The 13,746-nt window shown below is 58.2% G+C and carries 12 protein-coding genes and 1 tRNA gene; 3 read left to right on the forward strand and 10 right to left on the reverse strand.

What is annotated here, in order from left to right; translation table 11 throughout:
• Positions 1-1,935, reverse strand: a complete 1,935-nt coding sequence (gene iolC / locus FHX16_RS06255) for a 5-dehydro-2-deoxygluconokinase (protein ID WP_183859478.1) — start codon at positions 1,933-1,935, stop codon at positions 1-3.
• Between the two features lie 92 nt (positions 1,936-2,027).
• A complete protein-coding gene (locus FHX16_RS06260; RefSeq protein ID WP_183751671.1) occupies positions 2,028-2,903 on the reverse strand; it encodes a MurR/RpiR family transcriptional regulator in 876 nt (291 codons plus the stop codon).
• A gap of 205 nt (positions 2,904-3,108) precedes the next feature.
• On the opposite strand from FHX16_RS06260, the gene FHX16_RS06265 reads away from it, so the two are divergent.
• From FHX16_RS06265 to FHX16_RS06275, 3 genes are all read left to right on the forward strand, one after another.
• A complete protein-coding gene (locus FHX16_RS06265; RefSeq protein WP_259126806.1) occupies positions 3,109-4,224 on the forward strand; it encodes a Gfo/Idh/MocA family protein in 1,116 nt (371 codons plus the stop codon).
• An 83-nt stretch (positions 4,225-4,307) separates the two neighbouring features.
• Complete coding sequence (locus FHX16_RS06270; protein ID WP_259126807.1) at positions 4,308-5,525, forward strand: NAD(P)/FAD-dependent oxidoreductase; 1,218 nt, start codon at positions 4,308-4,310, stop codon at positions 5,523-5,525.
• Positions 5,526-5,606: 81 nt separating this feature from the next.
• Positions 5,607-5,696 (forward strand) — tRNA-Ser (locus FHX16_RS06275).
• A 103-nt stretch (positions 5,697-5,799) separates the two neighbouring features.
• Here FHX16_RS06275 and FHX16_RS06280 read toward each other — a convergent pair.
• The 8 genes from FHX16_RS06280 to FHX16_RS06315 form a co-directional block, all read right to left on the reverse strand.
• Complete coding sequence (locus FHX16_RS06280; protein ID WP_259126808.1) at positions 5,800-5,985, reverse strand: hypothetical protein; 186 nt, start codon at positions 5,983-5,985, stop codon at positions 5,800-5,802.
• Positions 5,986-6,428: 443 nt separating this feature from the next.
• Complete coding sequence (locus FHX16_RS06285; RefSeq protein WP_259126809.1) at positions 6,429-6,881, reverse strand: hypothetical protein; 453 nt, start codon at positions 6,879-6,881, stop codon at positions 6,429-6,431.
• A gap of 126 nt (positions 6,882-7,007) precedes the next feature.
• On the reverse strand, positions 7,008-7,352 hold the full coding sequence (locus FHX16_RS06290; protein WP_259126810.1) for a hypothetical protein: 345 nt from the start codon (positions 7,350-7,352) through the stop codon (positions 7,008-7,010).
• A gap of 16 nt (positions 7,353-7,368) precedes the next feature.
• On the reverse strand, positions 7,369-8,049 hold the full coding sequence (locus FHX16_RS06295) for a hypothetical protein (protein WP_259126811.1): 681 nt from the start codon (positions 8,047-8,049) through the stop codon (positions 7,369-7,371).
• A 776-nt stretch (positions 8,050-8,825) separates the two neighbouring features.
• The gene (locus FHX16_RS06300) at positions 8,826-9,575 is read right to left on the reverse strand and encodes a ParB N-terminal domain-containing protein (protein WP_259126812.1); all 750 of its coding nucleotides are present in this window, start codon (positions 9,573-9,575) and stop codon (positions 8,826-8,828) included.
• A gap of 512 nt (positions 9,576-10,087) precedes the next feature.
• Complete coding sequence (locus tag FHX16_RS06305; RefSeq protein WP_259126813.1) at positions 10,088-10,627, reverse strand: recombinase family protein; 540 nt, start codon at positions 10,625-10,627, stop codon at positions 10,088-10,090.
• A gap of 404 nt (positions 10,628-11,031) precedes the next feature.
• Positions 11,032-11,718, reverse strand: coding sequence for a hypothetical protein (locus FHX16_RS06310; protein ID WP_259126814.1), 687 nt, complete (start codon positions 11,716-11,718; stop codon positions 11,032-11,034).
• Positions 11,719-11,729: 11 nt separating this feature from the next.
• Positions 11,730-13,103 carry a tyrosine-type recombinase/integrase gene (locus FHX16_RS06315; RefSeq protein WP_259126815.1) on the reverse strand — a complete coding sequence of 458 codons (1,374 nt, stop codon included), beginning with the start codon at positions 13,101-13,103 and terminating at the stop codon, positions 11,730-11,732.
• Positions 13,104-13,746: the final 643 nt, after the last annotated feature.

Here is a 13,746-nt window from a genome sequence, read left to right on the forward strand (position 1 = left end):
CTAATTCAGGCCGCGGGTTTTCAACCAGGCGTCGGTCAATTGGCGGAAGCGTCCGGCCATGTCTGATATCGCTTCCTCATCGTTCAGCTTGCCGGAAAGCCAGCCGCGGGCCGCTTCGGTAAAGATCGTGCGACCGACCGCAAAGCCCTTGACGGACGGAGCAGCGAGCGTCGCCTCGAAGCCCTTCACCAGTTCGTCCGCCGGAGCCTCGAGACCGAGGAGCACGATACCGCGGCACCATGGATCGTTCTTGGCAATCACGGCCTCGATCTTTTTCCAGGCGGCCGTCGAAGCCTGAGGTTCGAGCTTCCACCAGTCGGGCTTGATGCCGAGCGCATAGAGTTCTTCCATTGCCGTCGAAATGGTGCCGTCGGTCAGCGGCCCGTTTTTGCTGGCGATGATTTCGATCAGCAGTTCGCGGCCAACCTTGCGTGCGGCTTCGAAGAGCGTACGCAACTTCTCCTGCTGTTCGCTCTTCAGCGCTGCCGGGTCGTCCGGGTGATAGAAGCACAGGCACTTGATGCAATGATCGAGCGGCCACTCGACGAGCTGCGAACCGATGTCCTGGCTGAACTCGAAGCGCAGCGGCTTGGACCCTGGCAGTTCCACCGGGCGGCCGATCCAAGCAAAATTCTTGCTTGCCGCATCGAAGAAGGCGTCGCGTCCGAAGCGCTCGTCGATCAGCATGCCGTAGCCGCTGCGGCCATCGGCAACGCGGGCAGCAGCTTCCACAGCAAGGCGCTTGAAGGCCACAATCTTCTTGTAGTCGACGCCAAGCTCATCGCAGACACTGGTGAGCTGCGAACGGTGGTCGATCGCAAGCGCCATGAGAAGCGGAATATCGCCCTTGCGCGTCGAAGCCCAGTGGATGTGATTGATCGCCTCGTCCTTTCGCAGCGCACGATGCTGGCTTCCGTGCTTCAGGAAGAAATCGAGCTCGGCCCAGGTCGGATACTCAGGCGAGCAGAGGAGGCGGGAGACGGCGAAGGCGCCGCAGGCATTCGCCCAGGTGGCACAGGTCTTCAACGGCTCGTCCTTCAGCCAGCCGCGCAGCAGGCCCGACATGAAGGCATCGCCGGCGCCGAGCACGTTGAACACCTCGATGGGGAAGCCTTCGCCGACAATGCCGTCTTCCAGATTGTCGCTGATCGGACCATCGTAGACGATGCAGCCCATGGCACCACGCTTGAGAACGATGGTCGCCGGCGACAGGCGACGGATTTCCTTGAGAGCACCGAGCACGTCATCGGCACCTGAGGCAATGAGGATTTCTTCTTCGGTTCCGACGATCAGGTCGCAATCGGGAAGCGTCTCCTTCATCTTGGAGGAGACGCGATCGGACTTCACATAGCGCTCGAAACCTTCCGCGTGGCCGGCAAGGCCCCAGAGATTCGGCCGATAGTCGATGTCGAAGATAACCTTGCGGCCGTTGGCCTTGGCGATGCGGATCGCCTTGCGCTGTGCGGCTTCCGTATTCGGCCGGGAGAAATGCGTGCCCGACACCAGCACGGCGCGCGATGATTTTATGAAGCTCTCATCGATGTCGCCCTCGTCGAGCGCCATGTCGGCGCAATCCGAACGATAGAAGATCATCGGCGAGACGCCTTCGGCCTCGACGGCGAGCAGCACCAGTGCCGTAAGACGTTCCTTGTCGGTCTTGATGCCCTTCGTCTCGACGCCTTCACGCGCCGACTGCTCGATGATGAAGCGGCCCATCTGTTCGTCGCCGACCCGGGTGATCAGGCCTGACTTGAGGCCTAGACGCGCCGTTCCGATTGCGATGTTGGCAGGGCAGCCGCCGACGGACTTCGCAAAGGAGCCGATGTCCTCAAGCCGCGAGCCGATCTGCTGGCCGTAGAGATCGACCGAGGATCGGCCGATCGTGATCACGTCAAGCGACGGTTCCGGCTGCGAGCCCGGGTTCGGTTGTGCCATGATGTCCTCCCGCTAGATTTTAGCTACGGCTTGGCGCCTGCTGATTGCGAGTAATGAAACATCGGTTCCGTATTGTTGTCAATTCGGAATGTTTATTCCATTTTTGATTTTGTCGATTTTACCTGGGTTCGCTTCCGCCGCCGCTCGGCGATCGCAACCGGGAGCGCCATCGTCAGGGCCATCGACGCTGAGAGCGAGCGGAAACCGGCAAAGTCCGCCTCCGCCACTTCGAACCAGCAGGTGGCGCGGGCGGCGAGCGGCGAGAAGGCCGAATCGGTAATAGCAACAACGGGCACCCCTCGATCTGCGAGCGCTTCCGCCTGGCTCAGGCTGTCGGCGGCATAAGGCGAGAAGCTCGCCGCGATTGCCGCATCTTTGTGAGTCGCGAATTGCACCATTTCCGGATCGACGCCATTTGGCGACGCGACGATCTGGTGCCGGATGTTCAGCTTCGAGAAGGCATAGGTCATGTGTGCTGTCAGCGGATAGGAGCGGCGCTTGGCGATCAGGTAGATCGTCTCGGCAGCCGCGAGAATATCGACCGCCTTGGTGAAGGTATCGGTCTGCACAGTGGCAGCCAGTCGGTTGACCGACTGGCTTGCAGCCGAAATGAAGCCGGAAAGCAGGTTGGCATCCTCGTCATCGCCGCTGGCCTGCTCCAGCGTGACCAGGCGCTCTTCATAGCTCAGCGTCCGATCGCGCAGGCGCTCGCGAAAGATGCTCTGCAGATCGGAGAACCCCTCGTAGCCTAAATGATGCGCGAGACGCACCAGCGTCGACGGCTGCACGTCAGAGGCCGCAGCGATGCTCGCCGTTGTGCCGAACGCGATCTCGTCGGGGTTGCCGAGGGCGAAAGCGGCGACCTGTGCCAGCCGCTTCGGCATGTTTGCTTTGCGCTCGATAATCGTGCTGCGTAGACTCTCGAAGTCGCGCGGCACGCGTATGGGCGTCTTGGTGTCACTATCCATAGGCACGATCCGGTGAATGAAATAAACATTCCATAATTCGGACCATAAATGATTTCCATCCGCGTGCCTAACTGTTTTTATTTCGCTGGAATTTAAGGGGTTTGGTCAAAAAAACCAAGCGTGCGGCGAAAAGTGGCCATCAACGGCGCTTGTCAAAATGATCTAAATATTCCAAAAAATCGGCGAGGAACGCGGAGGAGACAAGATGAAGCCACTCGGAATTGGCCTGATCGGCACCGGCTATATGGGCAAATGCCACGCATTGGCATGGAACGCAGTGAAGACGGTATTCGGGGACGTCGAGCGTCCACGCCTGATTCATTTGGCCGAGGCCAATGCAGACCTTGCGGCCAAGCGCGCCTCCGAATTCGGCTTCGAAAAGGCAACCGCCGATTGGCGCAAGCTGATCGCTGATCCTGAGGTCGACGTCGTGTCGGTCACCACGCCGAACCAGTTCCACGCGGAGATGGCAATTGCTGCGCTCGAAGCGGGCAAGCATGTCTGGTGCGAGAAGCCGATGGCGCCGGCATATGCCGATGCCGAGCGTATGCTGAAGACAGCAAAGGCTGCGGGCAAGGTCGCAGTTCTCGGCTACAACTACATCCAGAATCCGGTCATGCGCCACATCAAGACGTTGATCGAGGAAGGTGCGATAGGCGCCGTCAATCACATCCGCGTCGAAATGGACGAGGACTTCATGGCCGATCCCGACGCGTTCTTCTATTGGAAGAGTGAGCTTTCCGCCGGCTATGGCGCGCTTGATGACTTCGCCGTGCATCCGCTGTCGCTGCTCTGGTATCTATTCGGTCATGTCGAGGCGGTTATTACCGATATGGTGAAGCCTTATGCCGATCGTCCGGTGAAGGAAGGCGGGCGTCGCGACGTCGAGAATCACGACGCCGCCAACGTCCTGATGCGACTTGGTGGCGGGATCTCCGCTGTCCTGATGGCGAATCGCGCCGCCTGGGGGCGCAAGGGTCGAATCGCGCTGCAGATCTTCGGCGCGAAGGGTTCGATCGCCTATGATCAGGAACGCATGAACGAGTTCGAACTCTATCAGGCGGCGGGCCGCGGCTCAGAACAGGGCTTCCGCAAGGTGCTGGCCGGCCCGGCGCATCGCCCATACGACCGCTTCATTCCGGCGCCTGGTCATGGTCTTGGCTTCAACGATCTGAAGATCATCGAATGCCGCGAACTGATCCGTGCAATTTCCGGCGAGCCGTCGTCGATCGTGACATTCGAAGACGGTCTTAGGATAGAGAAGTCTGTTCACGCCATGGCACAGTCATTCCACGAGCGCCGCTGGATCGAGATCGATTGAGGTCGACCCCTTCCGGTTGACGGCGCTGGGGGCAGGGGGTAGGCCTTTGCTGGAACGCGCGGCTGCGGGCTGGGAGTGAGAACGTGACGGACAGACTGGTGATCATCGGCGCGGGGCAGGCCGGCTTTGCATTGGCCGCGAAACTGCGTGCGCTCAAGGATACGCGCCCAATCACCATCATCGGTGCCGAAGATGCGCTGCCTTACCAGCGTCCGCCGCTTACGAAGAAATATCTGCTCGGCGAGATGACGTTCGATCGTCTGCTGTTCCGGCCGGAGCATTGGTACCCTGACAATAATGTCGAAATCCGGCTTTCCACCTGGGCAGAGCAGATTGTGCGCGACAAGAAACAGGTGCTCCTGCAGGACGGTTCGGTGCTCGACTACGGTACACTGGCACTGACGACCGGATCCACGCCGCGAGCGCTGCCGGCTGCGATCGGCGGAGATCTCGAAGGCGTCTACGTGGCCCGCGATAAGCGCGATGCCGATCTGTTGGCCGAGGAGATGCGCCCGGGGCGTCGCGTGCTCATCATTGGCGGGGGGTATATCGGCCTTGAAGCGGCTGCCGTTGCTCGCCATCGCGGCCTTGAGGTCACCGTGATCGAGATGGCCGACCGAATCCTGCAGCGCGTCGCTGCCAAGGAGACCGCCGATATCATGCGCGTGATTCATGAGACGCATGACGTTGTCATCCGGGAAAAGACCGGGCTCAAGCACCTTGTAGGTCACGAGGGCAGGGTCGTCGCGGCGGAGCTCTCCGACGGATCCACGATCGACGTGGATTTCGTCATCGTCGGCATCGGTGTCGTTCCAAACGATCAGCTCGCCAAAGAGGCGGGGCTCGAGGTCGCCAATGGAATCATCGTGGACGAATTTGCCCGCACATCCGATCCGTCGATTTTTGCCGCCGGCGATTGTGCGGTTCTCCCGTGGCAGGGTGGGCGGATTCGTCTCGAATCGGTGCAGAACGCCGTTGATCAGGCAGAGGCGGTCGCCGCCATCATCGCGGGCGGTAAAGAAGCATACGACCCCAAGCCCTGGTTCTGGTCGGACCAGTATGACGTCAAGTTGCAGATCGCCGGCTTCAATATGGGATACGACGATACGGTCCTGCGCCCGGGCGCCCGCGAGGGCGCGCACTCGATCTGGTATTTCAAGAACGGCTCATTCATTGCCGTCGATGCGATCAATGATGCCAAGGCCTATGTCAGCGGCAAGAAGATGCTGGAATCCGGGATCAATCCCGACAGGGCGATCATCGCCGACGCGTCTACCGATCTTAAGCAACTGCTGAGCTGAGGCCGACGGCCCCGGCATCAGGTGAAAAAGGCGAAAAAGCGCTTGCGTCACCTGTCGAATGACTCTATCAGGGCTCCCACCGGAGAGGTGGCCGAGTGGTCGAAGGCGCTCCCCTGCTAAGGGAGTATACCCGAGAGGGTATCGTGGGTTCGAATCCCATCTTCTCCGCCATTCCTTGCAAAGTGCTATTTATCCCTTTCATATCAGCCAGTTAGGCGACAGCACAGAAACCATTTGTGCCAAGTATTTGTGCCAAATTAATTGTGCCAATTAGTCAGATGAGGGTGGATCGCGATTCGGTTTCAGTCGGATATTCCGCGTCCTTGATCCAATTAGTCGCGCTTAGACCCTGCCCAGAGAAGTCACGGAAGGTCTGGAAGGTCCTCCCAAACAGCGACACGCGCACCCAGATGCTGTCACGGTGGATTTCGAGTTCGAAGCGCTTCGTATTAATATGCATGTCAGTCCCTATGTCATGAAATGAACACCCTTCATCGGGTGCGGATGACTTGCTAAGCGCTTCGCTCGAATCTGTCTAGATGGTATTTTGCAACAGAATCAAATAGTTAAATGCACTATTGCAATGATTTCGACAGTGTAACGGCTAGGCCAGCTTTGCCGCTGCGCTGAGGATGCCAAGATCTGGGTGGTCTCTGAACATTCGGCGCACATGCGAGGTCACGGCCTCACGGGACACGAATACCCCAAGCATATGCCAGTTGCTCTTAACGCGGCGCTCAAGCCACCATCGTTGCTTCGGTTTGGCGGAATGGCGGATTCGCCAAGTGTCGCTAAGTTGGGTGATCGATTCGCTATTCTGCATTGGCTGCTCTCTCGTGTTTGTTTCGGTTTCTACGGTGGCTGTGGAATCCGTAGAGCGCGTCAGTCTCATCGGTGTACCAGTCACAGCAAGGCGATCGGAACGCCACCGGCTGGACCCCAATTGAGCGCCGGAGTCACCATGTTCGTCACGAGGGCAGGCCTTGTGTTGATCAGCCGTGCCGCCCGAAGGATGAACAGTACCCGATGGCGGCCTACAATCACGCAGCTCTCCGGCACCTCAAACGTTGAAATGATGGCACCGTCCGCGGTCATGGCTCTGCACCCTGCCGGAGATGGAAACCAGCGGCGTAGGTCGCCTAGCTCTTCGCACCCGAAACGGCGGTCTGGATGAAGCTTTGCCCCTAAGCCGTCGAACCGGGAAGCGTAGCCAGGATGTGCGAGCATCTCCGCCTCATCCATGGGTGTTTCTAGGCCTTGGCTCTCCGCCTCAACGACACCCGCCATGTATGTGAACATCAGCCCGGATTCTTTCGGTCCCCGGCCTTCGCGGTCGGTTACGCGATAAATGCGCATGTGTGGTTCCTAACTTTGATGATTCGATTCTAGGTCGTCTGTGGAGTCCATAGGCAGCGTAAGGACACGGGAGGGGTGAGCGGTCTCCAACCATCCCAAACGCTGCCTATCGACGTCCTGAGGCGCTTAGCGCTGGCGCTTACGGTCCTCGCGAACCTTCCAACCCTTGTTGCCCATGCGATGCATTCCGGCCTCCATGCCTCGTGCGTACTGGTCGCGGGAAATGGTGCAAGTTTCGTACATGCCTCGGGCCTGCTCAGCCGTCATGGCGACACCGTCCACGATTACGTCAACGGAATTGGGGTTGTGAGCGGCAAGCATCTCGTCGGCCATGTCGCTGCTGACGTAAGACGGCTTGTAGATCGGTCGGTATTCCTGATGCAGCGCAACGGCCTGCTGGCGGAGACGCTCGGCATCGTAGGCTGCTGTGGTTGTGTCGTCGGTCGGAGAGTAGGAGACGTAGTTACCCATGTTGATAGCCCTTTCGTTAGGCGTGGTTAGATGTGTCGCGGCTTAGGGCGGCGAGACGGTCGGAATGATGTTCGAAGTAGAAGTGGAGGGACCGGCCCGACAGTCTGTCAAAGCCATGGTTCATTGAGAGGTTGCGGCAGGCCTGTATGAGATCGGCTATGCCACAGCCTAGCGCTGTTGCGAGGGTGTCATAGGAAACGGCTTTCGCTTCCTCGATTGCGGCAATGAGGCTTGCGGCAAATTCATCTGGCTTGTTTGGTTCGAGGGCGTCAGACGGCCACACGAAACCGCCGTGCCCTGAGGGTGTCGTTAGTGGCTCAGACTGTCGGGGCAGGGCGAAGCCTTGCTCATCCCGTCCCGCCCGATACATCGCGTCAGCCTTTTGACGGATGGCCTTGGCATTGTACCGAGACCAGTATTCCGCAATGGCCTCAAGCTTGCCCCCAATGGCACCCGGGCCAACCGCAGTCATCCGATGGATCAACGCGAGCCGCTCCGAAACGCTGTATAGCGTCTTCTCGTCGGTCCCCAGATGCTTTGCCAGGGTCTCCCAGTCGGAAGGCTCGTAGGTAACCATCGCCGCCATGATAGCGGTGGCGGTGGCATGTGGGTTCTCGACGGGACCCCCAGTGTCTCTGAAGAGGTGGGCGGTGTCCTCTGGTACTGGTGGTGTCGCTGGTACGTAGGTGGAGGTCATCGGGTGTAGGCCCGGATGATTGACGCGTTACGCGCTGCTACCTGCTCGGCACTGAGATCCTCGTCAGGTACCCAGCGGTATCCCTCCTTGACCGTTTGGGAGACTGAAGAAATTCGCCAAGATTTGTCCTGCCCCGCTCGTGTGTCAATTTGGGTAAACGGTTCGGCCTGCCGGATTTCCTCGGCAACGACGGCGTCCACCTCCTGTCGTGCTTCCCGTTGGAGGTCTCGGATTTCGTGACGGAGGTCATCTGCTTGAATCTGGTCTATGAGATCGTTACCGGCGCTTTCCCGGAGCGAACGGGCCTCCTGCTTCTTTTGATTGAGCTTCTCGGCGTACCCCGGTGGCGTCAGTCGCTCTATGGTTCTCCCCGTCCGCTGGGCCCAGAGCTTACGAAGAGCCCATGTGTATTTGCATTTGTCACTGTGGCTGGCGTCGGGTGCCGGAGGCGTAGGAAGGGCGCTGTATGGGATACCCGCCTTGCAGCACTCCAAAAGCCAATTGGGCTGTATGCGGCGTGTTGTAGCGTCTTTGTTGATTCGGTTTCCAGACCACATGGGTACTGTCCTTTCTTCGAGAAATAGGAAAAGGCCCGGATTGCTCCGAGCCGTGATTGATGCCGTGATGTGAAGGGTGAGATATTGAGGTGGGACCGCTACAAGCCCTGCTCAGCAAGGTTTTGAGGCGTGTGATCTGCAGTTAAGGTGCGCAGATGCGAACTTCAGTCGCTATCCACTTGATTTTATTGCATATGTCCAAGGAAAGTAGATAGCTGGTCAGAAGAGATCCTCGGTCACCTTAGGCCACTCCCGCTTACCAGTGACCGCCTCGCTGACCTCATCGACACAGGCGACTGCCTTCCTGAGGATTGCGAGGGACCGTCTGTTATCTCGGAGGGAGCGCATGCAGGCCATGAAGTTATCAAGGCAGGCTCGGGCCTCCTTGGCATAAGCAGCATCCATGTCCCTGTCCTTCACGCCACCTTGGTCTTCGTAAGGATCAAGTCCGCCCATGTTCATCGCCCTGTAGATCGCCGGGAAGTCAGAGGCCATCCAGCCGGGAAGGGATCGGGCAGAGACGATACCCACGAGATCCTTGGCCATTGCATTGGCGCTCTTGATGGCACGGCCACGTCCTGTGCGGTGCCGTTTAGCTTGGACATAGGCCCGGAAGATCTCCCTTCGCTCCACTCTGGTCAACTTCAGCGGCAACCCATGCCCACGATTGGCCTCGTAAGCTAGCCACGGAACCTCATGGGCTTGAGCGGTCACCACCTCGGCAACAATGGTTCCAAGTCCGATCTCTTGCGCAGCCCGGACACGGTGCCAACCGTCTACCAAGGTGTAACCTTTGGTGGCGTCGGTCGGATCAGTAAGCGCCACCTTGATCGGCGGAAAGGCCGTACCGCCAGCCATCAATTCAGCATAGCGGCTTATGGTGCCGCGTTCGGTCTTCTCCCGTATCTGGTTGCTATCGAGAAGGAGGAGGCCACTCAGGGCGAGGACAACGGGACCTGCCTCCGTCAAGCTATGCACTCTCGTAGTCTATGGGCTGTCATTGGTCCTCGTTGGGTTGCTGTGGTTGCTTACGGTCGCTGCGTGGGGTGAACTCAAGTCCCGAAACATAGATGACGAAACACGCGGCATCGAAGATTTCAGCGGATTGGTCGTGCTATTGGTGCCCCTAATCCAGCCATGTCGTGCTATTGGTCACCCTATTTCTTCATTGATTGTTCACTGCCCATCGTCCAGGTTGCTGACAACGGGAACGGGCAACTACAGAGGGCCGGGGTATGGACTGGGATCAGATGCGGAAAGATCAGGCGAGGGCGCGACGGGCAGCGTGGGTGGCCAAGTCGTTCCGTGACAAGCTCGAAGACGTGAAGGGGTGGCTCGGTTTCGCCTTTATAGCTCTCGTCACCTACTGCTTCATCTTTGGCCCGATGGTTGGGCCTAGAACACCATAACGTAACTAGGGGGCAACCTTTCATTCTAGGGGGTGGGCTATTGCCTTGCCTCACCCCATGGCCACCTTGGTGTCACTCCGCCAGCGCCCGGTAAACCGCAGCCCTACTGATGCCGGTCTCTTTCACGATCTGGGGGACTGAAAGGCCTTCCTCTTTCATGGCCTTTATCCTGTCCTCATCCACGGTCTTTGGCCTTCCGCCGGTCTTGCCTTCTAGCTTGGCCTTCGCAATGCCTTCCATCTGCCGCTCTTTCCTCAGGGCGGTTTCGAACTCAGCGATAGAGGCGAGGATGCCAAACACGAGCTTACCAGTCCGTGTCGTGGTATCGAGCGAAGCATCGTCCAAGACGCGAAAGCCAACGCCTTTCTTGTCGAGCATTTCCACGATCTGATGCAGATGAGCTGCAGAGCGGGCGAGACGGTCAAGCTTGGTGATGACCAATACATCACCCTCACGTGCGAACTCCAAAGCCTTGGCTAGCTCGGGGCGGTCTTTGTCGAGGCCAGATTGCTTCTCTTGGTAGATCTTCTCTGCGCCGCTAGCCGTTAGCTTATCGATCTGAGCGGTGAGGTTCTGACCTGTCGAGCTAACACGGGCATATCCAATAATCATGTCTCTGTCTCCAAATGTCTAAGAGTGAATGTAGACATATGTTTAGAGACGCAATTGAGACACGTCAATAGGGGGTGTCTCAAAAGTTTACAATTGAGACAGAGAGTGCCTGCCCGTCTCCGGTCTGTCACCGTGTTCCTAGTGTGGTGGGTGGAATTGATGTGCCCATGTGTTCAGCTAGGGGGGAGGTTATTTCCAGCGCCGCGCCGAAATTCAAACGACGGGCCATCCCAGCCACCAATGGTACTCCCCGGCAAGCCTCTGAGAAAGGCACCCCCACCGGGGGATTTCCGCGCAGGTGCTTATATAATAATGCCGGTTCAGATGGCTGCACCAAAACATTTGGAAGGTATCAGTCGGCCTAATACTCCCCGGTGTCGGGGCTTCGAGGTTGGGTTGTGCGCCTAAAGTGAACCGCCGTCCTCGGTGGTGAGATGCTTTTCCATGAGGCGGTGCACGTCTGCGTACCACAGCGCCTTCTCAGTCAGCCAGCATGAAAGGCTCACGCCATACCATTCCTCGGCCACTTCGGCCTTGGTCGCGTTGCTCTGGGCCTTAGAGAAGTCATAGAGGATGTGCTCGACGATCTCCCGGACCTTAGGGTTAACCTCGGTCTCCCTATAAACCGCCTTGAGATACAAGCGCCGCTCTCGCTGCTCTGGGGTCTCGTTGGCGAAGTAGAGCTTCCAACGTTCTTTGGCGGAGAGCTTGTGTCGCTCCGCTCGTTCGGCCCTACGCGCCGCCTTCGTTGCCTCCCGTTCCTGCCGGATCTTGAGACGTAGCTCGATACGTTCCGCCACGCCCATTTCTATCCTGCGTCGCTGGGTATAGCGCTGGACGGCCAGCCTACGGCCCTCTTCCCGCTCCTCGTCGGTAAACTTCCGTCGCGGCTCGTATGTCCTTCCCGCTGCCTCGGCCTGCTTGGTTGCCCAGCGCTGGTAGACCTGCAAGTCATGCGCCTCGCGTTCGGCCTCGGTCATCCCGCGCCTATCTACGGTCTTTCTTGGTCCCCGTGTCTTGAGACTGTACGCTCGGGCTTGTGCCGCCTTCGCAGCCTTAGCTTCTTCCGGGGTCTTATATTTGTATCCCATGTTTCTCCTTATTAGCTTGTGGTTGTCTGTATGGAACGAAGGGGATTTGCTGGTAGCTTCACGGCCTCCACGCAATCCACCTTCTGTTGCCAGCTTGAATCCTTAGCGTAGCTCTCCCGCAGCACGGTCTTCTTCTCGCCAGTGTCATGCCCGACTACGTCTTCGATAGTGCCCAGCGGTATACCGGCATGGCGTGCTTTGGTGGCGAAGGTGCGCCGGAAGCTGTGGAAGTTGACCAGACTGCGCCGCTTGCCTTCCCGCTTCTCATTGACGCCCAGGGCGACCCTCCGCCGTGTGAAGGCTTTAGACAGGGTGTCAGGCGCATTGGGTAATTCGTCGAACTCCTTGAACAGCAAATCCTTGTCGTCACGGTCCTTGCACCGTTTGGCGATCAGGTCCGCAAGCGCTGAGTGGATAGGAAACACGCGGATACCAGCTTTGGTCTTGGCCTTCCTGAGGTCGAACTTCCCGCCCTGACATGCTCCTACCGTTAGATCTGTAATCTCGGAAATGCGCATGCCGCTGAGTGTGGATATGAGAGCCAGCTCCTTAAGCTCGTCCTCCCACATCGGCTTGCCGCCGCGTTTGACCGGCGTATCGAGATAGAGGACCTTGGCCAGCTCGACGTCCTCAAACGCTCGCTCGGTTTCCTCCACGACACCACGCTTGCCCCGTTCAGGAATGATCTGGTTCAGCCACGGATTGACGCTAGCCTTCGATAGATGGCCTCGGCGGCTCAAATGATCCCAATATCCGACGATAGCCCCGAGGTGCTTCTTCGCGGTCACTCGCGTCATCCTGTCGGGATTGAGAAGCTCACCCTCCACGTACTGACCGGCCCTCTTGCGGTCGATGTCAGATGCCACGAACTGTTTCGCCTTGCACCATGCCGCAAGCCTGTTGATGATACCTCGGTAGTCCATGACTGACTTTGGTGCGAGATTGATCTGGCCGAGCCATGTCTCAAGCTGCGTGTCGACATCCTCCCTGCCTAGCCATGCATTATCAAACGCAGCCTGTAACTTGGGCTTGCGTTCTAGGTCCTCGCTCTGGTCCTTAGCGTTGGTGACGATAAGGAACCTTTCGTCCTCGTCCTCAGAATCCCTGAATGCTTCCCTAGCGACTTGACCGGCCATTGCCCATTTGGCTTGGTCGTCGGACACCACGCGTCCACTTCTGATATCCGCAAAGAGGTCTTGCAATTCCCGTTCGCGTCTATCGCGCCATTTGCGGGCCGTGACGAGATCTCCGGTGCCCGTGGATTCCACGTAGTTCTGTTGGCCCTTGAAGTAGGCCCGACACTCCGCAGGAATGCCTATCTTAAATTGGTAGGTCTTCCCTTTCAGCCGGATATGCCTGTTTAGTTTGCCCCTGAATCCCGCCATGAAAGCCCATCCTGTGCATTTGTGCCAATGATTTGTGCCAAATTTACACGAGATTGCTTAGGGAAATCAATAGTATCAGCGGTTTAGAGGTGAGCGGCGGAGCTTCCCATCTTCTCCGCCATCACAACTTTCCCACCATCTGTTTCGACCATCATCACCCGCAGCGCGCTGTCGTAGTGACCGCTGCCACCTGCGCGCTTAGCGCGCCGAATCTCGCGTCAACAGAATCGAACCGAGAATCATCCTTCGTCAGGGAAACTGATTCTTCGTCAATTGCGCCCATGGCCTGAGGTGGGCGTCGATGCTTGGCCTTCTCCTTCTTCAACAAAAGACGCGAATCCGGCGAGAAACTGGTTCCAATGTGGCACAATCCACAGCCCGGCACCGCGCCTCACTGCAGCCAAACTCCCGCAGAATCAGGGGTTTCTTAATAAAGTATAAAGAAACGGCAGGGGCGGATGCCGCATTTGTGACCTTTCAGCAACAGCGCATGCGGAAGGCTGTCGCAAACACCCCAAACGGACAAGTTGGTGATTGCGTGACAGTCCCGGTCTTGTATTTTCAACCTCGGAAGCGAGGGCGGTTGATCGTCCGACTTCTTGAAACATGGGGATGGGGCAGGGAACGCTGCTCTAACGGCGAA

This window comes from Rhizobium sp. BK661 (genome assembly GCF_024808825.1).
Classification (GTDB): domain Bacteria; phylum Pseudomonadota; class Alphaproteobacteria; order Rhizobiales; family Rhizobiaceae; genus Rhizobium.